Source organism: Methylothermaceae bacteria B42, assembly GCA_001566965.1.
GTDB lineage: Bacteria > Pseudomonadota > Gammaproteobacteria > Methylococcales > Methylothermaceae > Methylohalobius.
This window is the reverse complement of sequence record LSNW01000032.1, coordinates 165,262-187,986: the sequence shown is the minus strand read 5'-3', so window position 1 is coordinate 187,986 and position 22,725 is coordinate 165,262. Positions and strand designations below refer to the sequence as shown.

25 protein-coding genes are annotated in these 22,725 nt (G+C 50.0%); 13 read left to right on the top strand and 12 right to left on the bottom strand.

Translation table 11 applies throughout. The features are described from left to right. The first annotated feature begins 42 nt into the window (after positions 1-42). From AXA67_12105 to AXA67_12090, 4 genes are all read left to right on the top strand, one after another. On the top strand, positions 43-1,470 hold the full coding sequence (locus AXA67_12105; protein KXJ39798.1) for a pyruvate kinase: 1,428 nt from the start codon (positions 43-45) through the stop codon (positions 1,468-1,470). Next, complete coding sequence (locus AXA67_12100) at positions 1,454-2,995, top strand: hypothetical protein (protein ID KXJ39797.1); 1,542 nt, start codon at positions 1,454-1,456, stop codon at positions 2,993-2,995. The genes AXA67_12105 and AXA67_12100 overlap by 17 nt, the downstream gene beginning before the upstream one ends. Positions 2,996-3,141: 146 nt before the next feature. Continuing rightward, the gene (locus tag AXA67_12095) at positions 3,142-3,420 is read left to right on the top strand and encodes a toxin (protein KXJ39796.1); all 279 of its coding nucleotides are present in this window, start codon (positions 3,142-3,144) and stop codon (positions 3,418-3,420) included. Beyond that, positions 3,417-3,731: a hypothetical protein gene (locus AXA67_12090; GenBank protein KXJ39795.1), complete on the top strand. Its 315-nt coding sequence runs from the start codon at positions 3,417-3,419 to the stop codon at positions 3,729-3,731. The genes AXA67_12095 and AXA67_12090 overlap by 4 nt, the downstream gene beginning before the upstream one ends. Before the next feature lie 13 nt (positions 3,732-3,744). On the opposite strand, the gene AXA67_12085 is transcribed toward AXA67_12090, so the two are convergent. The 10 genes from AXA67_12085 to AXA67_12040 form a co-directional block, all read right to left on the bottom strand. Then, positions 3,745-3,942 (bottom strand): hypothetical protein, encoded by a 198-nt coding sequence (locus AXA67_12085; protein KXJ39794.1) that lies wholly within the window; start codon positions 3,940-3,942, stop codon positions 3,745-3,747. A gap of 59 nt (positions 3,943-4,001) precedes the next feature. After that, the gene (locus AXA67_12080; protein KXJ39793.1) at positions 4,002-6,242 is read right to left on the bottom strand and encodes an isocitrate dehydrogenase; all 2,241 of its coding nucleotides are present in this window, start codon (positions 6,240-6,242) and stop codon (positions 4,002-4,004) included. A gap of 232 nt (positions 6,243-6,474) precedes the next feature. After that, positions 6,475-6,816 (bottom strand): hypothetical protein, encoded by a 342-nt coding sequence (locus AXA67_12075; GenBank protein ID KXJ39792.1) that lies wholly within the window; start codon positions 6,814-6,816, stop codon positions 6,475-6,477. After that, the gene (locus AXA67_12070; protein KXJ39791.1) at positions 6,794-7,252 is read right to left on the bottom strand and encodes a hypothetical protein; all 459 of its coding nucleotides are present in this window, start codon (positions 7,250-7,252) and stop codon (positions 6,794-6,796) included. Before AXA67_12070 ends, AXA67_12075 begins: the two co-directional genes overlap by 23 nt. A 16-nt stretch (positions 7,253-7,268) precedes the next feature. Beyond that, a complete protein-coding gene (locus AXA67_12065; GenBank protein KXJ39790.1) occupies positions 7,269-7,697 on the bottom strand; it encodes a hypothetical protein in 429 nt (142 codons plus the stop codon). After that, the gene (locus AXA67_12060) at positions 7,697-7,927 is read right to left on the bottom strand and encodes a hypothetical protein (protein KXJ39789.1); all 231 of its coding nucleotides are present in this window, start codon (positions 7,925-7,927) and stop codon (positions 7,697-7,699) included. Before AXA67_12060 ends, AXA67_12065 begins: the two co-directional genes overlap by 1 nt. 93 nt (positions 7,928-8,020) lie before the next feature. Continuing rightward, positions 8,021-9,520: an NADP oxidoreductase gene (locus AXA67_12055; GenBank protein KXJ39788.1), complete on the bottom strand. Its 1,500-nt coding sequence runs from the start codon at positions 9,518-9,520 to the stop codon at positions 8,021-8,023. Next, entirely contained in the window at positions 9,513-10,052 is a 540-nt protein-coding gene (locus tag AXA67_12050) for an NADP oxidoreductase (GenBank protein KXJ39787.1), read from the bottom strand. The genes AXA67_12055 and AXA67_12050 overlap by 8 nt, the downstream gene beginning before the upstream one ends. After that, the gene (locus AXA67_12045) at positions 10,045-10,767 is read right to left on the bottom strand and encodes an NADP oxidoreductase (protein KXJ39786.1); all 723 of its coding nucleotides are present in this window, start codon (positions 10,765-10,767) and stop codon (positions 10,045-10,047) included. The genes AXA67_12050 and AXA67_12045 overlap by 8 nt, the downstream gene beginning before the upstream one ends. A gap of 3 nt (positions 10,768-10,770) precedes the next feature. Next, entirely contained in the window at positions 10,771-12,525 is a 1,755-nt protein-coding gene (locus tag AXA67_12040; protein KXJ40176.1) for an NADP oxidoreductase, read from the bottom strand. A gap of 399 nt (positions 12,526-12,924) precedes the next feature. On the opposite strand from AXA67_12040, the gene AXA67_12035 reads away from it, so the two are divergent. From AXA67_12035 to AXA67_12025, 3 genes are all read left to right on the top strand, one after another. Further along, the gene (locus AXA67_12035) at positions 12,925-15,447 is read left to right on the top strand and encodes an alpha-glucan phosphorylase (protein KXJ39785.1); all 2,523 of its coding nucleotides are present in this window, start codon (positions 12,925-12,927) and stop codon (positions 15,445-15,447) included. Positions 15,448-15,909: 462 nt separating this feature from the next. Then, positions 15,910-16,329, top strand: coding sequence for a hypothetical protein (locus AXA67_12030; protein ID KXJ39784.1), 420 nt, complete (start codon positions 15,910-15,912; stop codon positions 16,327-16,329). A gap of 83 nt (positions 16,330-16,412) precedes the next feature. Then, positions 16,413-16,934, top strand: coding sequence for a hypothetical protein (locus AXA67_12025; GenBank protein KXJ39783.1), 522 nt, complete (start codon positions 16,413-16,415; stop codon positions 16,932-16,934). Between the two features lie 93 nt (positions 16,935-17,027). Here AXA67_12025 and AXA67_12020 read toward each other — a convergent pair whose 3' ends face one another. Continuing rightward, positions 17,028-17,234, bottom strand: a complete 207-nt coding sequence (locus AXA67_12020) for a hypothetical protein (GenBank protein KXJ39782.1) — start codon at positions 17,232-17,234, stop codon at positions 17,028-17,030. 268 nt (positions 17,235-17,502) lie between these two features. On the opposite strand from AXA67_12020, the gene AXA67_12015 reads away from it, so the two are divergent. From AXA67_12015 to AXA67_11990, 6 genes are all read left to right on the top strand, one after another. Continuing rightward, positions 17,503-18,273, top strand: coding sequence for a hypothetical protein (locus AXA67_12015; protein KXJ39781.1), 771 nt, complete (start codon positions 17,503-17,505; stop codon positions 18,271-18,273). 38 nt (positions 18,274-18,311) lie between these two features. Continuing rightward, complete coding sequence (locus AXA67_12010) at positions 18,312-18,926, top strand: hypothetical protein (protein KXJ39780.1); 615 nt, start codon at positions 18,312-18,314, stop codon at positions 18,924-18,926. Positions 18,927-19,105: 179 nt separating this feature from the next. Beyond that, entirely contained in the window at positions 19,106-19,516 is a 411-nt protein-coding gene (locus AXA67_12005) for a hypothetical protein (GenBank protein ID KXJ39779.1), read from the top strand. A gap of 72 nt (positions 19,517-19,588) precedes the next feature. Further along, on the top strand, positions 19,589-19,990 hold the full coding sequence (locus AXA67_12000; protein ID KXJ39778.1) for a hypothetical protein: 402 nt from the start codon (positions 19,589-19,591) through the stop codon (positions 19,988-19,990). Between the two features lie 120 nt (positions 19,991-20,110). Further along, a complete protein-coding gene (locus AXA67_11995; protein KXJ39777.1) occupies positions 20,111-20,554 on the top strand; it encodes a hypothetical protein in 444 nt (147 codons plus the stop codon). Positions 20,555-21,163: 609 nt separating this feature from the next. Then, a complete protein-coding gene (locus AXA67_11990) occupies positions 21,164-21,550 on the top strand; it encodes a hypothetical protein (protein ID KXJ39776.1) in 387 nt (128 codons plus the stop codon). A gap of 218 nt (positions 21,551-21,768) precedes the next feature. On the opposite strand, the gene AXA67_11985 is transcribed toward AXA67_11990, so the two are convergent. Beyond that, complete coding sequence (locus AXA67_11985; protein KXJ39775.1) at positions 21,769-22,725, bottom strand: glycosidase; 957 nt, start codon at positions 22,723-22,725, stop codon at positions 21,769-21,771.

Below are 22,725 nucleotides of genomic sequence, written 5' to 3'. Positions count from 1 at the left end.
GATCTTTAATGGATTTGCATGTCAGGTTACCATAGTAAGATGATGAAATTTCCCCACGCCAAGACCAAAATCGTTGCTACCATCGGGCCGGCTTCCGACCACGTCAATACTCTGGAAAGGATGATTCGCAGCGGGATGAATATCGCCCGCTTGAATCTCGCCCATGGTAAACGTGATCAATGGCGGCAAACCATCTCTCGTATCCGCCAGGCTTCAGATAATACCAAGCGGCGGGTGGCTATTCTTGCGGACCTGCCCGGTCCCAAGCTTCGCATCGGAAAAATCGACCCCGATCCTCTGGTTTTAAAAACCGGCCAAACCTTTATGTTAACCACTCGCCCAATGATTGGCGATCAAAGTTGCGTGTTTGTGGATTTCCCCCAGCTTACCCAGGCAGTCCGTCCCGGAGAGGCCATTTTCCTCAACGATGGCTTTATCGAATTGAAGGTGGAATCGGTCTCCAATGATGCCGTTCTGTGCCAAGTGGTGGTCGGGGGTGAACTTCGCTCCCACAAGGGCATCAATATTCCCAGAATGCATGTTCCCTTGCCAGCGGTCACCGAACACGACCTGGCCTTGCTCAGGTTCGCCTGCGAACAAGCCATAGACGCTGTCAGTGTGTCATTCGTGTCAATGGCGGAAGATATTATGCAGGTTCGTGAAGCCGCCCGCCATTTGGACGCCTCGCCTTTTGTGATTGCCAAAATCGAGCGGGCCGCGGCGCTGGATAATATCGATGCCATTCTTCAGGCCGCCGATGGCATCATGGTCGCCCGGGGCGATCTAGGCGTGGAAACCTCTATCGAAACCATCGCCATCCTGCAGAAACACTTGATCCGCAAAGCCAATCAAGCCGCCAAACCGGTTATCACCGCCACCCAAATGCTCGAATCCATGACCGAGCACAACCGCCCTACCCGCGCCGAAGCCACGGATGTCGCCAATGCCGTGCTGGACGGCACCGACGCGGTAATGTTGTCGGAAGAATCGGCACTGGGCAAATTTCCCGTGGACGCGGTGAAAATGCTGGGCAAAATCGCCCATCACAGCGAAAAGGAACTTAACTGGTTTCCTTCATTGACTCCCAAACGCAGCCCGGATATCGGTGAAGTCATTGCCCTCAATGTAGTCACTGCCGTGGAGCAGTTGAATGTCCATTATGTCTTCACCCCGACGGAAACCGGCTCTACCGCCAGACGCATTGGCCGTTTTCATTTGCCTTCCTGGATTATCGCCTTGTCCCCCAAACCCGTCACTTGCCAACAACTGCTTTTCAGTTACGGGGTGTATCCGGTCTATACCGGTGATGACTCCCGCCCCTGGGAGACCATCGTCCGCGAGTGGCTCCGTAATCAGGGCATTGACTCAGGCCCCGTCGTAATTACTCAAGGTCCTTCCCGCGGGCACCCTGGCGGCACCAACCGGCTGGAAATCATTTTGCCCGAAACACCCCATGCGCATGACGCTTGATCCCCAATGGTGGGTTTGGATTGCGCTGGCTGCCGGGCTGTTAGCCGGTGGCCTATTGGTATTTTTTTTCCACAAACGCCAAACCCGCCACCAAATCGCCCTGGCCCAAGCCAACCATGACAAAGAACTGGCCCTGCTCCGCCAGCGTTTAGAGCAGGTTACCGGGGACAATCACAGGCTGCAGGATTCGGTTGACCTGCTGAAACAGGAAAATACCGATTTGAAAAACTGCCTGGGACAGGCTGAAAATACCCTCAGCCGCCTGGAAACCCGGCTCCAGGAGCGGGATCAGAAAATCCAGGAACAACAACAAGACATTGCCCGGCGTGATCAACGCATCGAGTCTCTTGAACAACAGCGCCATACTCTCAACGCGGAAGTGGCGGAGATGAAAACCCGCCTGGCGGAACAACAACGGCACAATGAGGAAAAACTTGCCGAACTGGACAAAGCCCGCGCCCAACTGAAAACCGAATTTGAAAATCTCGCCCACCGCATCTTCGAGGAAAAAGGCCGCCAATTCAGCGAACAGAACCGCAAGGGACTCGACGAGCTGTTATCTCCGGTCCGCACCCAATTACAAGACTTCCGCAAGCGGATTGACGAAATCCATACGGAAGAACAGCGCGGCCGCGGCTCGCTTCAGGAACACTTGCGCCAGCTGCAAGAGATGAACCAGCGCCTGAACGAAGAAGCCCGCAACCTGACCCTGGCCCTCAAGGGTGACAAAAAGGCACAGGGCACTTGGGGGGAAATCGTACTGGAAACCGTGCTGGAACGTTCCGGCCTGCGCAAAGGACAGGAATACGAAGTCCAGGGCAGTTTCCGGGATGACGAAGGCAAACGTCTGCAACCGGATGTCATTATCCATCTGCCGGAAGGCAAGGACATCATCATTGACTCCAAAGTCTCCCTCAACGCCTATCAAAGCTACGTCGCCGCCAACGATGAGAGCGAAGCCAAGGCCGCGCTAAAAAGCCATTTGCTGGCCATCCGCAACCACATTACCAGTCTCAGCGGCAAAAATTATGAGCACCTTCAGGGGGTCAATTCCCTTGATTTCGTCCTCATGTTCATGCCCATCGAACCCGCCTTCACCACTGCTTTTCAAGAAGATCCCCAGCTTTTCTCCTGGGCCTTTGAGCGCAAGATCATTGTCGTCACCCCCACCACCCTGCTCGCAACCCTGCGCACTATTGAAAACATGTGGCGCTTCGAGCGGCAAAACGAAAACACCCGCAAAATCGCCGAACGCGCCGGGCGGCTCTATGACAAACTGCGCGGCTTTCTGGAAGATTTCGAGAAAATCGGCCAACAACTCGACACCGTCCACGGCAGCTACCAGACCGCGCGGCAAAAACTGGTGGAAGGCCGGGGAAATCTGATCCGCCAGGCAGAGCAATTCGTGGAACTGGGCATCAAGGTGAAAAAGACACTACCCCAGACCTTGCGAGAAGAAGCTGGCACGGATGAAAGCTTAAATATGCTGGCCGACGATGATGAACGGGACAATTCCGTTCCGTAGTTTTTCTCTTACCGAAACCCTATGACTGATCTGTTTCAGTAGGCTTATGCAACGCTACCACATCCGTCACTCAAGCAAGCAAACAACAACCATACAAGTGATGCCGAAAGGCACACATTCTTGTTGTTTTTGTTATAATTTCATTAATGAAAAACATCAACTGGAATACCGATAAAAATTGGCAACTCATAGAGGAACGCGGTATTTCCTTTGAAGATGTCGTTTTTTATTTGCAACAAGGCGCTTTAATGGACGATATCAAGCACCCCAATGAGGAAAAGTACCCAAATCAAAGAATCTTTGTCATCGATATAGACGGGTATATCTATTTGGTGCCCTATGTGGAAAACACAGAAGAAATATTCCTGAAAACTATCATTCCCAGCAGGAAAGCAACCAGGCAGTATCTTGGAGAGAAATCATGAGCAAGACCAAACTCAGCAAAGAGGAAAAAGAAATCCTCAAAGACTTTGAAGCGGGTGAATTTGAATCGGTGCTTACCGATAAACGGAAGAAAAAAATTCAAGCCATAGCCGAAGCCACGTTTAAGAAAGACAAAAGAATTAATATTAGAATTTCAAGCCGGGATTTACGTGCCCTCCAAAGGCGGGCGCTGGAAGAAGGGATTCCTTACCAAACCCTGGTAGCAAGTATTTTGCACAAATATGTCTCCGGCGGCCTGCGGGATGTTGTGGCCAACAAGAAAATCAAGCCAGAGGAAGAAACACCCTGCTGACCCGTATCACCATTTAGCCCGGATATTTCACCAGCATCCCGGATGATGGCGCAGGACAGGTGCGGCTGGGCGCCGGGCTGGACTGAAAGGCATAGCCGTAGCTATGGCTTGAAGGAAGCCCAAGCCCAGGCGTGCCTGAACAAGCCAGGGCCGGGATAGGATTGGGGCTGAATCCAAATTGGATTTCGCGGAAATCATCAATCTTAAGCATTTTGTATAAAAATAAGTTAATTATTGGAAAGCCCGAATCCGGCTGGTGAAATATCCGGGCTAGCCTGAAGCGGATTCAATAATCCGGTTAAACGTCCGGCTGGGACGCATCGCTTGAGCTGCCAATGAATCATCAGGACGGTAGTAACCACCGATATTTTGCGGCCTGCCCTGGACGGCGTTGAGTTCGGCCACAATTTTTTCCTCGTTCTCGGCAAGCGCTTGAAATATGGGAATAAAGCATGTTCTCAATTCCGGTAGTTCCTGCTGGGAGGCCAGTTCCTGGGACCAATACAGGGCCAGATAAAAATGGCTGCCCCGGGTATCCAGTTCGCCAACCTTTCTTTTGGGAGATTTGTCATTTTCCAGGTATCTGCCGTTGGCCTTGTCCAAGGTATCAGCCAATACTTGGGCCTTGGGATTGTTGTATTTTTCTGCCAGATGCGCCAGGGAAGCCGCCAATGCCAGAAATTCACCCAGGGAATCCCAACGCAGGTGGCCTTCTTTGAGAAATTGCTGGACGTGCTTGGGTGCCGATCCCCCCGCGCCGGTTTCGAACAGGCCGCCACCGTTGATTAAGGGCACGATGGACAGCATCTTGGCGCTGGTGCCCACTTCCAGGATGGGAAAAAGGTCGGTGAGATAGTCCCGTAGCACGTTCCCGGTGACAGAAATGGTATTCTCTCCCCGGGAAATCCGCCCGCAAGTATATTTGGTCGCCTCAACCGGGGGCATTATCTTGATTTCCAGTCCGGAGGTATCATGACGCTGGAGACAGGTTTTGACCTTCTTGATCAGCTCCGCGTCATGGGGGCGCTCTGAATCCAGCCAGAACACCGTGGGCCAACCGGTAGCCCTGGCCCGGTTTACCGCCAGTTTGGCCCAGTCCTGGATTGCCAGGTCCTTGGTCTGGCACATTCTGAAGATATCCCCTTCCTCCACCGGAATTTCCAGCAACACATTGCCTGCCTCGGAAATCACCTTGACGATGCCTTTACCTTGTATTTCGAAGGTCTTGTCGTGGGAACCGTACTCCTCCGCTTTTTGCACCATCAGGCCTACATTGGGCACCGTCCCCATGGTGACGGGATCAAAAGCCCCGTGTTGTTTGCAATGGTCGATAACCGCTTGATAAACCCCGGCATAGCTGGAATCGGGAATGACCGCCTTGGCCTGATGCTGCTTTCCATCCGGTCCCCACATGGTCCCAGATTCGCGGATCATCCGGGGCATGGAGGCATCGATAATCACATCGTTGGGGGCGTGCAGATTGGTGATGCCCTTATCGGAATCCACCATCGCCAATTTGGGGCGCTTGGCATAAACGGACTGGATATCGGCTTCGATTTCGGCTCTTTTCTCCGCCGGCAACTTGGCAAGTTTGTTATACAGTTCCGCCAAGCCGTTATTGGGATTCACCCCCAGTTCCTTGAAGGTCTGGGCGTGTTTCTTGAACACATCCTCAAAGAAAACCGACACCACATGACCAAAAATGATGGGATCGCTGACTTTCATCATGGTGGCCTTGAGATGAACACTAAACAGCACATCTTTGGCTTTGGCATCTTCTATTTGCCCGGCAAGGAAGGTTCGCAAGGCGTCCCGGCGCATTCCAGTAATATCAATCACCTCGCCTTCAAGCAAAGGGATGTTATCCTTGAGCACCGTTACCGCGCCGTCATCGCCGTGCATTTCGAGGCGGCAATTACCCGCCTCTTGCGAGCCGATGGTAGTGGATTTTTCATTGTGGCGAAAATCGCCGCCCGTCATGCAGGAGACATGGGCCTGGTTATCTGGTGTCCAAGGCCCCATGGGATGTGGGTGTTTGCGGGCATATTCTTTCACCGATGGCGGAATCCGGCGGTCGGAGTTCCCCTGCCTTAGAACCGGGTTGACCGCGCTTCCCTTGACCTGGTCATAACGGGCCCGGTAGTCCATTTCTTCTTGCGTGGCGGGATTTTCCGGATAGTCCGGCAAATCATAGCCTTTTTCCTGAAGTTCCTTGATAGCCGCCTTGAGCTGAACCACAGAAGCGCTGATATTGGGAAGTTTGATAATATTGGCCTCGGGTCTTTTCACCAGCTCCCCCAACTCGGTCAAATCATCATTGACACGCTGCTGCCAGGTCAGTCTCTCGGGAAATTTGGCCAAAATCCTGCCAGCAAGAGAAATGTCCCGGGTATCCAAAGTTACTCCCGCGGCCGATACAAAGGCCTTAACGATGGGGAGCAAGGAATAAGTCGCCAAGGCCGGCGCCTCGTCAACCTTGGTCCAAATGATTTTTGAGTTTTCAATTGACATCGCTCTCCCCCCTGAATTTGGGTTTATATTAAAATGCCCCTGGAAACGATAATTTTCACCGCAGAGACGCAGAGGGCGCGGAGTTTTTTAAAGAAAAATTAAGAGCAAATAGAGCTGATACATTTGTTATTTCTTGAATACGTTTGCAATGACATAAAAATCAAAAATTCTCTGCGCCCTCTGCGTCTCTGCGGTGAATCACCGGGAAATACCTTTCATGAGCGTTGATGAATCATCCCACAACCTCCAACGCCTGAATCCGTATCTCCAACCCCTGAATTACGTCCATTGGCTTTTGACATTCAGGACATAAATCATACAACGCTTCCATTGATACCGTTGTTCGGCAAACAGGGCAAAATCCTTTTCCCTCGACCTCTTCTATCTCCAAGACAGCCCCTTCCGCCATGCTCCCGCGCATGACCTCATCGAAACAGAACCGCATAGCCGATGGCATGACACAGGATAACTTGCCAATCTGCAGACATACTTTTTTCACCTGCCCAAACCCCTGACGACCGGCCTCGGCTTCGATGATTTCGCGCAGATTTTCAGCCAGCGACAACTCGTGCATTGGCTAACCAAGATTCAACAAAAGAGAGTGCCTGACACAAATGTTCATGGGCCTGGGGTGAAAGAGATTCTCCCAACTCAAAGTTCTGACCACGGATGGTAAGAAGATGCGCAGGAGGGGATGTTTTTTTTAGTGTATCACGGTAAACGGCCAACAAGGTCCAGGGACTGAGGGCATGGGAAAAGGCGCATGAATCATGACAGGGTTGTAATGGCTCGAAAGCAAACGGCGCCGGCGTGTTCAAGCCGGCATCCACCAGCAGCACTTGTTCATGGTGGTCGAGGTCAAAAATATGCTCCGGCTGAAGCTGCATGGTTGTCAATAGGGTCACGTCGGCATCCACCCGTTCTTCGAGCTGTTCCACCAGCAAGGGTCCTAACCCATCGTCACCACGGCCGGGGTTGCCAAATCCCAGTACCAACACCTTGTTCCTCATTTTCTCTTTTGGAACATCAATGATTCGGCTTGTCAAAGGAATTGACAATACGCAATGCCCCAAACCGTTGATTATTTTGCAAGTCTTCGCTGTACAGTATTCCTGCGCCGCCTTCCAACGCAGCCTGGATAATCAAGCTATCCCAGAAAGACAGTTCATAACGGCGGCAGAGCTGGATAGCGTCTAACACCATTTCTCCGCCAACGGAAACAACTGTGAATGCCAACAAATCACGGATTGCCTGTTCTGCTTGTTCTGATGTTAATGGCACCTCTAACTTGCGGGTAGTGATGACATAAAATTCTTGCAGTACCTGCGTACTTATCATCAGGCTGCCATTAGCCATCGCCTCTGAAACAAGAACTTCCGTTTGACGCTGCTTTTCCGGGTAATCAGCGTCAAACAGATAAACAAGAATGTTGGTGTCAAAAAAAGCTAATTCCATCAGCGCTGGTGTAGTTCATCCCGCCGCCATCGATGCCCGCCGCTTCGGGATTGGGTTTTTTTGGCCAAACCCAATAAATCCGCGGCCGCCTCCAGGCGTTTATTATGAACCCCGGCATAGTTTTCAAGATATTCCCGCAGCACCGCATTTACGGACGTACCTTCCTTCAACGCACGAAGACGCGCATAGCGCAAAACTTCACGATCAATCTGAATGGTTAGATTACTCATATTTTCCCCAAGCTTTTCGTGCCACACGAGAATAGTGTAGCACGAAAAGCTTGAGGAAAATGTGAATCATTCAAGACCGGGTAACTGTATAAATTACCGCACACTACCATCAGCATCACGGATCAGTCGCTGTACAGTCTCCCCTGCTGCATCTACCAGTTCAACCTGCAACGGCATCTTGCCAATGGCATGGGTGGCGCATGACAAACAAGGATCGTAAGCCCGGATGGCGATCTCGATGCGATTGAGGAGCGGTTCGGTCAGCTGATGCCCATCCAGGTACTCCGCCGCCACCTGACGAATGGATTCGTTCATGGCTGTGTTGTTGTGAGTGGTGGAGACAATCAGATTAGCTTTGGTCACCAGACCATCGTCATCGATTTGATAATGATGTATCAGCACTCCCCTCGGGGCTTCGATTACCCCGATGCCTTCATGACATCTATTGCCTTTGGCTTCCAGCTCGCCTGCATAAAGCTGGGAATCGGCCAAAAGATCGCGGATTTTCTCGGCACAGTGAAGAATCTCAATCATCCGCGCCCAGTGAAAAGCTAAAGAAGCCTGAACCGGCAATCCATGATCCAACTCCATAAATTGCTGCCGCGCTTGCTCGGCCAGTGGGGTATCGATGAAGTTACAGGTATTGATCCGTGCCAGTGGCCCGACCCGGTACCAACCCTCCTCCGGACCCAGGGCAGCCAGATAGGGGAATTTCATGTAGCTCCAGGATTTGACTTGTTCGTGAATATAATTGGTATAGTCCTGGTCGTTTAGCTGGTCGAACAAAATTTGGCCATCCTCGCCCTTGACCCGGATCCGGCCATCGTAGAGTTCATGCCCCCCTTCCGGAGTCACCAGCGCCATGAAATGAGAATGGATAACCGCAAAGCGCTGGTGATAGTCGGCATTGGCGAGATAGATGCTGCGAATCAATTCAAGGCCATGCCGGGCCCAGTGAATCACTTCATCCAATTGCGGCGCCAGATAATCCTGGTCTTGTGTAGATAAATGCTTGTTCATGCCGCCGGGAATCGGACCAACCCCGTGAATGCGCTTGCCGATCACTGCCTGGATAACCTCCTGCCCAAACTTGCGCAGTTTGACGCCTTCCAGGGCAATGTCACGGAATCGCTCCGAACGTAGCAGTTCTAGAATGTTACGTTTCTCCGCCTCGCTGTCGAAGCCAAACAGCAAATCCGGCGAAGCCAGATGGAAAAAATGCAGGGCGTGGGACTGGAGTACTTGACCGTAATGGAGCAGTCGGCGTAGCTTTTCAGCGCTGGGAGGGATGCGATCCACTCCTACCAAGCCGTCCACCGCCTTGGCCCCGGCGAGCAGGTGGCTGACCGGGCAGATGCCGCACAGGCGCTGCACCAGCACCGGCACCTCCCAGTAAGGCCGTCCCTGAATAAACTTCTCAAAGCCGCGGAACTCGACAATATGCAGCCGCGCCTGACACACGCGGTTGTCCTCGTCGAGCAGCAAGGTCACTTTACCGTGCCCTTCCACCCGGGTCACAGGATCGATCGCAACCCGGCGCAGGTTTTGCGGATTTCCGGCAGACTCCAGATACCGGTAACGTTCCTTAGTCATAACGAATCAGTTCATAAGGCAGTTGCGGCACGTTGCCTTCGATCAGAGCGGTCAAGGCAGCCCAAATGGTGTCGGCCGACGGTGGGCAACCGGGAATGGAGTAATCCACTTTCACCACCTCGTGAATCGGGTGGACCTTGTCAAGCAGCAACGGTAGCTCCGGATCACCGGGCACTTTGGGATCAGTCACGCCGATTCCGGTGAGAAAGGCTTCTTCCAGGCAATCGCCCAGATCATAACGGTTACGCAGAGCGGGAATGCCGCCGTTGATAGCGCAGGCGCCGATGGCCACCAGAATCTTACAGTTCTTGCGGAATTCCCGAAGCACCTCGACATTCTCGGCGTTACATACCCCACCCTCGACAATGCCGATGTCACAGCCCTCGCAGTGCTTGATATCACTCAAAGGCGAGCGGTCGAAATCGGCAATTTCGGCCAGATCAAGCAAGCGCTCATCAATGTCCATGAACGACATATGGCAACCGAAACAACCAGCCAGAGAGGTGGTGGCAATGCGAATCTTTTCAGTCATTCCGCTTCCTCACCAACGGCGCCTCTTCCGCCAGACTGACCTGGGCAATCGTCTTGTGGTCGTATTTACGCTGGCCAATGGGCGTTCGGAAAGCGGTTTCCTTGATAATAATCGCGCCCACCGGGCAGATATGGGCGGCGCGGTCGTTGACATCCAGATCGCTGTCCCCCAGCTTGCCCGTAGGCGAATTGACCACCAGGCGGGTATGAATGCCGCGCTCGGCCAGTTCAAAAACATTCTTGCCCTCGGCCTGGCTGGCGCGCACGCATAGCTCGCAGAAAATACAGCGGTCGCGGTCAAGGAGTACATGGGGATGAGAAGCGTCAATCTCGCGTATAGGAAAGAAATGGGGATAATGATTGTCGGTCATGCCAACGTAATAGCCCATCGCCTGGAGTTCACACTGGCCGCTTTTCTCGCACGAAGGACAAAAGTGATTGCCTTCCACGAATAACATTTGAGTAAGCGCCAAACGCAATTGGCGCAGTTCTTCCGAATTGGCCACGACCTCCTGCCCTTCAGCGGCGGGAAAGGAGCAGGCAGAACAGAGCCGGCCATTGACCTTGACACTGCACAACTTGCAACTGCCGTGGGGTGGAAACTCAGGATGCCAGCACAGATGGGGAATGTAAATGCCAGCAGCCATGGCTGCCTCGATGATGGTCTGGTCTGGCTCGAAATCAATGGTTTGTCCATCGATAATTAATGTAGGCATTATTTACACCTGTTTAATATGATCGCCAAACCTTCCCGTCAACTGGCGGGCGGTTTCCAGTTCGGCATCGAGATCAAAACCCGGGGAGTAATCCAGATCCTTGAGCCTGGCCTGGTAATAATCGGCATAGCGGGCCAGGGTGTGCCGCACCGGATTATGGGCGGTATGACCCAAGCCACAGTGGCTGGCCTCGAGCAATTGTCCCAGCTTTTCCAGTTCTTGGATATCGCCAGCCGTGGCCCAGCCGCGGCGGATTTTTTCCATCAATTTCAACTGCAAGGATGTGCCTATCCGGCAGGGGGTGCAAAAGCCACAGGTTTCGTGGGCAAAAAAACCGGCGAAGCGGGTGACAATATCAATCAGATCCCGGTCGGCGCCAAATACCATGAAAGAACCGCCCGTACCCAACTCTTCATAAGCTATGCGGCGGCCGTATTCCGGTGGATGAACGAAAGTCCCCGCCGGACCACCCACCTGCACCCCCAAGGTTTCACTGGCCCCGCACAGTTCCAGAACCTCGGCCACGGTGACACCAAACGGTACTTCATAGATGCCGGGCCGATCACAATCGCCGCTAATCGAAAGCGACTTGGTGCCTTTGGATTTTTCCGTACCGATTTCTGCGAACCAAGCGCCACCATGCACAGTAATAAGACTGGCTGCGGCAAAGCTTTCCACATTGTTGATCACAGTAGGCTGTTGCCATAGCCCACAGGTGACCGGATATGGGGGGCGGTTACGGGGATGGGGCCGCACGCCCTCGATGGAATTTAATAAAGCCGATTCCTCGCCGCAGATATAAGCGCCGGCGCCGAGCACTATGTCCATGTCGAAATGGAAATCCATTAAACCGCAAATATTCCGTCCCAGCAGTCCGCGGCGACGGCGCTGGCGCAGGGTTACTTGTAAATGGGGCAGCAGGTATTCGTATTCCCCCCGCAGATAAAGAAATCCTTGCCGGGCGCCGGTAACAAAGGCAGCCAGGGTCATCCCTTCAAACACTTGATCGGCATAATGCTTGAGCAGTTCCCGGTCCTTGAAAGTACCCGGTTCGCCTTCATCCGCATTACAAACGATATAGTGATCGCCTGGAGTCTCACGGCAAAACCGCCATTTTTTTGCGGTAGGAAATCCCGCTCCGCCGCGGCCACGCAGACCGGAAAGATCCAGTTCATGCAACAGCCATTCAGCGCCATGGCGCAAAGCACTCTTGAGGCCCATCCCAGATTGCCACCGGGTGCTGAGCAGCAGATCACGGCGCTGAAAATTGTCTTCAATGACAAACCATTCAGCAGGCCATTGAGATAATGGCACACGCCGTTCGATGTGATTGGCGATAGTATCGATAAGCGTTGGCGTCAGACGGGGAATAGGTGAGCCATTGATCAACAACGCCGGCCCCTGGTCACACAAACCGGTACAAGAGGTAGTATCAATGGATACCCGTCCGTCGCCCCGCACCTGGCCAGGCTGAACCCCCAAGCGGTTGCACAGGCGCTGCATCAGACCTTCAAAGCCATGGAAAACGTCGATGACGCAGTCACTGAAATAGATGTCATACTCGCCCCGGGGCTGGGTATGCAGGAAGCTATAAAACTCGGCGACGCCTTCCACCCGCGCCAGGGGGAGATCGAAATGATCAGCGACAAGTTGGAGCGCCTGGCGCGGCAGATAGTGACAAGCTTTCTGGATAGACCTAAGGACAGCCAGCAAATGCTCCGCTCTGTTGCCGTGAGCTCTGATAGCCTCTTGTACAATGCTAGCTGTGCTGATATCCGCCACCGAGCTCTCCTGCCTCGAGACCTAAAAATCTAGACTACTGCTGTTTAAACTCAACCCTACCAAGGGTGTCATTGAAGAGCAAGCAAAAGAACCGCGTGACCTGGGAAATGCTGAATTATTCAGCAATCGCCTGGTTTTTGCCGGGTACATTCGCCGCCTTCATCAAATGATAAATCACATTTTGCTCAATCACGCCACAGAGCAAATGCCCGCAGACCATTCGCATTGGTCACCACACTCCCTTCGTTTTGAAAAAAAAGCCTGTTTTAAACCCCTTTTGGAACAAAACAATGTTACTGCCTGCCAGATAAAAAAATCCCATTATCCCGCAGCTTTCCCAGTACAATTCTTGAAACTGTTGATGGAGACAAGCCCTTGCAAACGCATTTCCACCCTCCCAGTTTCCTGTCTATTCCAGAACCCTTATCGGATCTGATCCCGCTTGCCCTGGATCTGCGCTGGTCGTGGAGTCATGTCAGTGATGTGCTTTGGGAGACGCTGGACCCGGAACTATGGAAGCGCACAGGGAACCCCTGGCTAATTTTACAAAGCGTTTCCCCTACCCGCCTGCAAGCCCTGGCGCAAGATAAGGCCTTTTGCCAAAAACTTCAGGAATTGGCCAAAGAACGCCGTACTTACCTGGAAAAGTCCACCTGGTTTCAAGCATATAAAAAAGATGCCCCTTTGGAAACTATCGCCTACTTCAGCATGGAGTATGGCCTGACCGAAGCGCTCCCCCTTTATTCCGGTGGGCTGGGGGTTTTGTCGGGGGATTTCCTCAAAACTTGCAGTGACCTGGGAGTGCCAGTCATTGGCATCGGACTGCTTTATCAGGAAGGCTATTTCCGCCAGATTCTCGATGAACAGGGCCAACAGGTAGCGGTTTATCCAAATAATAATCCCTGGGAGCTGCCGATTACGCCGGTACGAACCAATGACGGCCAAATCCTGCGGATGCGTTACCGCTTCAATGGCTTTGATTTGTGGGTCAGGGTCTGGCAGGCACAGGTGGGAAGAGCCTGGCTATATCTGCTGGATCTGAATGATCCCGCCAATCCACCTGCGGACCGTTGCATCACCGACCGTCTTTATGGCGGCGGCACCGAACTTCGCCTGCAGCAGGAAATGCTGCTGGGGATTGTCGGCTGGCAATTGTTGGAAAGATTGGAAATCCAGCCGACCATTTGCCACCTCAACGAAGGCCACGCCGCCTTTGCGGTACTGGAACGGGCGCGTAGTTATATGACCAGGCACCAGGTAGATTTTGAGCTGGCATTGACGGTTACTCGGGCCGGCAATCTGTTTACCACCCATACACCGGTGGCGGCTGGATTTGACCGCTTTTCTCCCACCTTGATTGAACGGTATTTAGGCTTTTATTGCGATTTGCTGGGGATCTCCCTGGATGACCTTCTCGCCCTGGGACGAGCGGACCCCAATCACCCTGGCGAATCCTTCAATATGGCCTATTTGGCTATCCGTGGCAGTGGCGCGGTCAACGCAGTCAGTCGTCTTCACGGCCAGGTCAGCCGCCATATTTTCACGCCCCTTTTCCCACGCTGGCCGGAAGCGGAAGTACCCGTCGGCCATGTGACCAATGGTGTGCATACGCCCTCCTGGGACTCGCCAGGCGCGGACCGACTGTGGACCGCCACTTGCGGTGCGGAACGCTGGACTTGCGATCCCTGCCAGATTGGCGACCGGATTCGCAAAGTAAGCGCCGAGGAGTTATGGGAATTTAGAGCCGCCAATCGTCGCCGTTTGGTGTCTTTTGTCCGGGAGTTCAGACAGCAGCGGCCCACCTCGTTTAATTATCTCCCCCAGGAAGTCGAACTTTTGGACCCTAATATTCTAACTTTGGGATTTGCACGCCGGTTTACTGGCTACAAGCGGCCCAACCTGCTGTTAATGCAACCAGAGCGGCTAACCCGTCTCCTTTCTGACCCGCTCCATCCGGTCCAGTTGGTCTTGGCCGGCAAAGCCCATCCGGAGGATCTGGAAGGACAGGCGATGATACGGGCATGGATTGATTTCATCCGCAGGCATCCTGAAATTGCCGGCCGGCTAGTCTTCCTGCCCGATTACGACATGCAAATGGCCGAGCAATTGGTGGAAGGCGTCGATGCCTGGATCAATACGCCAAGACGACCCTGGGAGGCATGCGGCACCTCCGGAATGAAGGTGCTGGTCAATGGCGGCTTGAACATTTCCGAACTGGATGGCTGGTGGGCGGAAGCTTATGACCCCACCGTGGGCTGGGCCATTGGCGATGGCGCCGAACACGATGCCGATCCCGACTGGGACAGATTTGAGGCCAATCAACTTTACGATATTTTGGAACGGGAAGTCGTCCCTGAATTTTATGAGCGGAACAACCGGGGGTTACCACCCCGCTGGGTGGCGAAAATGCGCGAAAGCATGGCCAAACTGACGCCATTTTTTTCCGCCAACCGCATGGTGCGGCAATACACCGATCAATATTACCTGCCGCAATCCAAAGCATTGGCGCGGCGCGACGCCGACAACCAGGCTTTGGCAAAGGCGATTATGAATTGGCGTAAACAACTACAAAGCCAGTGGCATACCCTCCACTTCGGCGAACTCGCCATTGACACGGCAAATCAGGTTCACCGCTTAAGCATCCCGGTCTATTTCGGAAGCATCAATCCGCAATCCGTGCGCGTGGAAATCTACGCTGATCCATTGAATCCCGAAGATTCTCCTTGGCGCCAACCAATGCAAATGCAACACCCCCTCCTGGGCGCCATGGGCGGCTTTCTCTATGCGGGAGAGGCTCCGGCCTCGCGCCCGCCAGAGCACTATACCGTGAGAATCGTGCCACATCATCCTGATGTTTTTGTACCGCTGGAGAATCAGTTGATCCTTTGGCATCACTGAAATACCTTTATGAGAGGCTAGACAATTAAGCCCCACAGGCAAGTTAATGCAAATACTTGGCTTATCAGCATCACTTCCGCCGCGCACCACCCAATACCCATGGGAATGATACGCCTACAGCCAGGAAAGGGCGTACCCATACGGAAATCAAATCATGCAATCACCGCTTATGCCACCGGCACTTTCACCTCACGGTAAATTAACAAGGATTTGCTATCCCGTTATTACCCAGTGGGCAGAAAAAAATCAAAAAGCGGATACTTAATTGCAAAACCCAACTTGGTGCTGCTAGCGACGCTCTTTAAGTTGCGAGGATATTATTAACTGTGATAGTTTTACCCTTGTATCTTGATATATTGATGTAGACGGAATCCGCCTAGCATATAAGCATTGTATCTGCCGTGTACAGCACGGCAGATACAATGCTTATATGCTAGAAGAAATAAATAGGGTTTGTTAGAAATGTCTATATTTGATTTATACATGAAGAGCCGGATATCCGCGAAATTACTTGAGGAAGAGCTTTACGCAGAAGCTCTCCGCGAATTGGAACATGGAATACGAAGAGACGGATTGTGGGCTAAAGCATTTTCTAAGAGCAGCGGTAATGAAGAAAAGGCAAAAGCTTTTTATATTGAATTTCGTGTTCAAGCTTTGAGGGATGAGTTGGCTTTATATAAGACTCTGATAAAAGAAGAACAAGAAAAGGTAGAAAATCCAAACACTAAGAAATATATTAAGAAAAACGAAAAGGATCGGTCAAGCCAAGAAGAAATGAGGGCAAGAAAGGAAAGAATAAAAGTCAGTCTACGAGAGAAGCTTGGGAGAGAGCCCACGGAGGATGAAATTGATAGAGCGAAATGGGATGGTATATGTCTGTAGAATTTCGTTAGCACTTTCTAACATGCGGCTTCAGCGGACACGCCAAATACGTGCGCCGCTGAGCTTGTCATTAGGACTCAATCATGGATCAAAGAGATAGAGAATCTGGAAGCAACGACGAAGCCGAATTCATCATCACCATCGAGTACGATGAATTCATTACGCGCTTTGATCTTGACGAAATCCTAGGGTCAATAGATAGGATTATTGAATTCGAATATCTCGACCATTTAGGACCAGACTTTTGGATTCTACGCCAAAGGATTCTACATTTCTTCCCATACTGGGGTAGGCCCAAGCCTGACTTTATGTATATCGGGATTAAGTCCGTTGAGGCTGGGTCTATCACCCTAGGCGTTTTTCTTGGTGGGGCTGTCTTGGGATATGTCGCACATAGATTTAAAAAGGGAGTTGACGAAAGTCTATTCGCTGAAGAGTTGGAACGTTCTGGAATCCTAACGGGCGATATTGTGGGTTCACTTTTAAAGTGTATCAATGACTGGGCGGAGAGATTTGTTCCGAAGCAGCGTGAGCTTGGTGGTAGAGTAAAAAAGATCACCGCGACACAGAAGGAGAGAAAGAGTAACGAAGAACACGAGTCCTAGACATCTATATGACCGCCTCTTGTCAATAGGTAAAACGATTTTTTCCGAAATATTCAGATTTATTAAATATACGTTATGCTGTTCCTACTGCCGTCATTTTAATTGTGTGTCAGGCTGCGCCTGCGCACACAGATTTGACAGGATCAATTGGACAGCAAGCTGCCTGAAGGGTGTGCAACAGGGGAGGTTTACACGCTGATCAAACACTTTGGTTTTGCGGATGATGTAGTTTTCCAGCTGCGTGATTTCATGTTGCAGGTGATCGGCCACCGACAGATCAACCTTGATATTCTTGCGCACGTGGATCGGAAAAAGTACAGGGCTTTGGTATGCAAATCAACGCTAAAGAAATATTAATGGAGTTGGGTGTAGAATCTCATCCGATCGCCTCCTTTGTTTGATGCATTGACATCGTACACTTCATTCGAAGCTTGGATAGTGGCCAGTCCACTAAGCCCATTTACCAGAGGAGGCGGTCATGAATAAGTATCATAATGCTGCACCTGATTACTTTCCGTTTTGCTTCAAAGCGTCAGGTGAGCATAAGCATTAGGCGTATTAGAAAAACATGGCTAGAAATCCTGATTATCTAAATAAATATATAAAGCAGCTTCTCCTGACTGTCGTGGATAAAGACGGATTCGCACTATATAAACCAAAGGTTTTTATGCGGGTGAAAGGACCCTTTGTTGACACAATTTCATTTCAAGTAAGCCAGTACGGAGACAAGTGTTTTCATATTCACTACTACAAAAATTTGATTGCATATCCGTTTTTAGATATTAACTCATATACAGTTGGTAACCGTTTGTCAGATAATCGTCTTAATGGGGATGAAACTGAGTGGTGCGGATTTGAGGAAGAGCAGGCAAAATTAGCCATAGAGAGTGTTATAAATGCATACAATAAGACAATAAGGCCGTGGTTCAGCGCGGTTAGCACGATACCTGAGTATATATTCGAAATTGTATCACAGCATAACAATAAAGGGTTTTCCTCCTTGGAAAGTGCCATTGCCTTTGCTGAAGGTGGGAAGCGTAATCGTGCCTGGTGGATATGTAGTGACCTGGTAAATGATGAGGAGGAAGATGAAGAAATCGGTGATGACGAAAAAGAAGAAATACGGTTACATAAAAGGGCCTGTCAGCAATATCTTGATGCGAGTGAAGCAGAAAGTTTTTTTGAGATGAAAACCGACTCGGCAGGGAATAGTCAAATACTTCAAGCACTAACTCAATTACCTAAGCCAAATTCGGAAGTAAAAAGCGTTGATGCGCTTCTGGAGATCTGGAGAGATCAGAACATTGAAAAGTTTAAATTACTCGAGTATGTTGCCTAACGAATAAGGTTATTTGATATAGAAAAACAAGATAAGCCATGATACTTGCTGAATTAAGACAATTGATAGAAAAGCATACGGGAATATTTTATTGTCGTGGGCGTTCACACCATAATGAAAATAAACATATCAACTTTAAACATGTTTATCAAAAACCTGGGTATACTTCTTGTGTTCTTGATATTGGGGATTTACGAGATTTCTATAGTACTTTTGGCAGCCTGACTCTTTATTATGATGAAAAAAGCGGGGATGCTGCATTTTATATTGCCAAGCCTGAAGAATGGGGCGGTTTATTGGAATGTTTTAATAACTGGATGGAAGATGTCACTGATGATAATCCCGAGTGGCTACCCTATTGGGTTGGTAACTGTATCGCTATTGGTGAGATACCTGAGTCTGGTAACTATTTATTAGTCCCGCTCAGTGGCGATAAGAAAGGCCATGTTTTTGAGTTTGAGCACGATGGTTATGAATTTAAGGAATACGGCTCAAGCGTTGAAGAATTCATTAGAAAAGCTCTTAAACCGGACTCAGAGCTTTTGACGGATATGGCATCACACATGACTTTTACTGAGAATGATCCTATGGATCAATGGTGGATTGAAGAGATGCATGATAATAAAGGCTTAATCGTAAAAACCTTCACATAACGGATAAGGTTAGGTCGTGATCGCTGAGCGAGCCACGACCTGAACCGTTTGTTGGAGGAAGCCGCTTCTGCCGCGAAGTAGCTTCCTCCAACAAATCATTCCACCTGATCACAAAAAGCGGCGTTGCGCTTTGCTGCACTCTGCTTTTTTTGTCAAGTTAACTCAGGCATTAAGTTCATATGGAAAAAGAATCAGACATCGTAATATCTCAAAGGATAAGGAATCATCTTATTGAGTATTTGGAATATGCATGTTCCGAAGAAAGATTATTGGAATATCAAAAAAATGCGCCAATTGCTCAAGTACCCATCGAATTAATTGAGCAATGGTCTGATTCATTTGATATGGATGGTTATGTTAAAGGTTGGTACTCACCTCCTACCTATACAGAAGAAGAATTACAAGCAGCATTAGCATTTGAAGCTATTATTAACTATGCATGTAAAAACTTACCAAATATAACTTACGACATTAATGAAATATTTAAAATGCCATGGTGGCCTTTATTTAAAAAACAAGCAAAGATTACGCTATCGGTTTTCATGAAACGCGGTAAATTGTCTAATGACACAGAAGAACTTAATAAATAGCACCAGTGGACGGACAAAAGTTGCACATCTTTTTGCTTGTGCTGATGTTGGCGTTATGCGTAAACTAGATATATGAGTCAAGTCATATCCATTAAAGTGCCTTCACACTATGAAGAGGCTTGTGCTGAGTTTCGAAAAGAAATGAAGACTGCAGATAGGCGCGGTTACAATAAATCTGCAGAACACGAATTCATGATTTTTTACGATGAATCTGCTCATGAGATACGATGCGAAGGAAATATTCCCGATTCGGTGTTTTCTGCTCTGATTAAGGTGAAAGGCCAATTCGATGGAAAGCTGTTCTATGAAGGCGAAGAGTGGAGTGAAGAAGATGGTGAAGTAGTTGATGAAGCCAGCCCAATGGAAAAGGCATGGATTATTCTTGCCATCATATTTTTTCCTGTCACGCTAATATATTTATTTGCAAGAGCTATTGTGTGGGTACCTTTTAAAATCTGGAAGGCAACAAGATGAATAAATCGTATAACAAAGCGAATTCACTCAGACGCCAAAAAGCGCCGCTCGTTACCCGCTCTGTTTTTTGCCGCCGGTGATTTGCAACGTTATGCGTAATAGGAAACGACGAGGTTCGATATGAGCTCGGAAGACCTGATCAATTACGATGAAATGCTATTTCTCGATGCCGAGGACTTAGCGGAACAGGGTATTGCGCGAGCCTACGAAGAAATTAAAGCTGAATTCCAGAAACGTGGTATCGATCTATCCCCGATAGAAGAAATTATTGATAACGAGAATGGGACGTATCACGTAAACTATGGTGGAAAAACATACTGTATATATGCAGATATCGATGATAAAGATAGTTGGGCAAATGCCACAGTTGCGTTATTCGATATTGTGAATTCGCAGTTACAAGAATCGGATATACGCTTGTATGCGATAAATGGCGGTAACGATCTCGTAGGCGTAATTTTGACCGAGAACGAGTACGCTAAGGCACGAGACCAGCTTGAGAATAAGACCGATTGGCCATATTTGCCAAAACAAGGCGACGAATGGGTGGGTCAGCCACATTAACGCATAATCGGGTACGGGTGGGGCTCTAACTCGCCTTCCCCACACCACCTAGCATGCGGGTCCGCTACTCAAGCGGTTCACAAGAAGGGAGCACAAGACGATATCAGACATACCCATGCGCTTTCAACCAGAGGTCACGCACGGAGATCAAGCCCTTGGCGTTTGAGCCTGTCAGTGGTCATGCCTGTCTGGGTTGCCAGGGTCCTGGACAGATGCCAGTAGCCTTTGCTGCTCATGGTAGTCAGGATGGCTTGGCGTTTGCCCGTTCCCAGGGCCAGGAAGTTGCGGACCTTGGTGCACATATTACGACCTACTTCCCTACAGGTCGCCCTTTTGGCCAGCCTATGGCTGTTCAAAATGGCTCCCGGCGATTTTGTCTGTCCGTCGGCTCGCACGTTTGCACTCGGGCTTCCTTCAGACAGACACTCGCGGGTTTGCCCTTGCCGCCGGCTAGTAGTTATAGTGGTCCACATCGTGAACATGACAGGTACTCCTACAGGGGACTTGCACCCCATCAGTTCAGGCCCATGCCGGGCGTACCAAGGCGTTGTAGTGGACGCCAATTCCGCTGCACTCCATTGGCGCCAGTGAGCTTGATCATATGAAATGATGAAAAATACTCTCAGCATCAAAAAAGAATATTGGCCGGAAGTCACAGACACGCCACATTTCATCGTCAAACTAAATTACGAAGGTTGTAAAATAGAAGTTGATGATATCTATTTTGATAAATTAGATGAGATTATTGTTCGGTTGGAAACCCTAAATAAAGAAAGAACAGGATCTGTAGAACTACAAGGTGGATTTAGATTCAATGCCGTTATTGAGGTAAAAGAAACAGGGGCTTGTCAGTTTATCTTTGCCACTGAATCATCGGGGGAATTCCCTGGGAAGTTACATTTAGAAGGTATTTTTTCAATCAATGGCGAAGATTCAGGCCTGTTCATTAACTCTTTAATTAAGCTGTTCAGAGATGGTAAAGAATTTATCATATAACATCTATATGACCGCCTCTTGTCAATAGGCAATACGATTTTTTTCCGAAATATTCAGATTTATTAAATATACGTTATGCCGTACCTACTGCCGTCATTTTAATCGTGTGTCAGGCCGCGCCTGCCCACAAACATCTAAATGAGGTAAAAAGCGTCACATTTATTGATAAACAAAAATGTGACGCTTCTTATCCTTATTCTTCCACCATGAAGGAATAATTACTGAAAACGGATATGGGTCTCCGTGCTTTTAGTCATAAAACACAGTTCCAAAATATCTTCCAAACGGGCCTGAGCCAAGGCAATGGCGCTGTCGGCGGCGCCGTAATACATTTTAATGTGGCCATCTTCCACAATCACCCCACAGGGGAAGACAACATTGGGAACATCGCCGACCCGCTCGTAAAGTTCTTCCGGACCGAAAATAAAGTTGGGGGTATAACCGATAACTTGCGCTGGGTTTTCGAGGTCCAATAACATGGCGCCTACACGGTAAATGCGGCCACTGGGGGTTTCACGAACCCCGTGATAAAGGACCAGCCAGCCGGCTTCGGTCTTGATGGGCGGCGTGGAGCTGCCCAGTTTGGAATTGCCCCAACCTGGTTGGGGTGCCAGCATCGCCTGGGCCCGCCCCCAGTAAACCAAATCCGGAGAATATTGCACCCAGATCGCGCCCGTGGAACCGGCAAATCCGCCCGGACGATCCAGCATTACGTATTGATTGTTGAATTTATCCGGGAACAAGATGGCATCTTTGTTGGGCACTTCGGTAATCAGGGCGATTCGCTCGAAGCTTTTGAAATCCCGGGTTTTGCCAATGCCCACCCGGGGACCATGGGGACCAAAGGCGGTATAGGTGATGTAATAGCTATCGTCTTCCGGCACATAGGTAATTCTGGGATCTTCAATCCCGTAGCGCTCATAAACTTCATAGTCAGGAGCAGTGGACGGGGTGATCCAGGGCTTCTCATCCACCTTAAATTGGTAACCGTCTTGAGAACGGGCCAGGGTTAAGTGACTGTGGCCATTGAGGTCTTCCACCCGCAGTAATAGTAAATATTGGTTCCCAAATTTACAGGCCGCGGCATTGAATACCGTATTGCTCCAATAGGGAATATCTTCCCGAGTGAGAATGGGATTGCCCGGGTAGCGCGTAAAAGGATGCAGCTTTTTCAT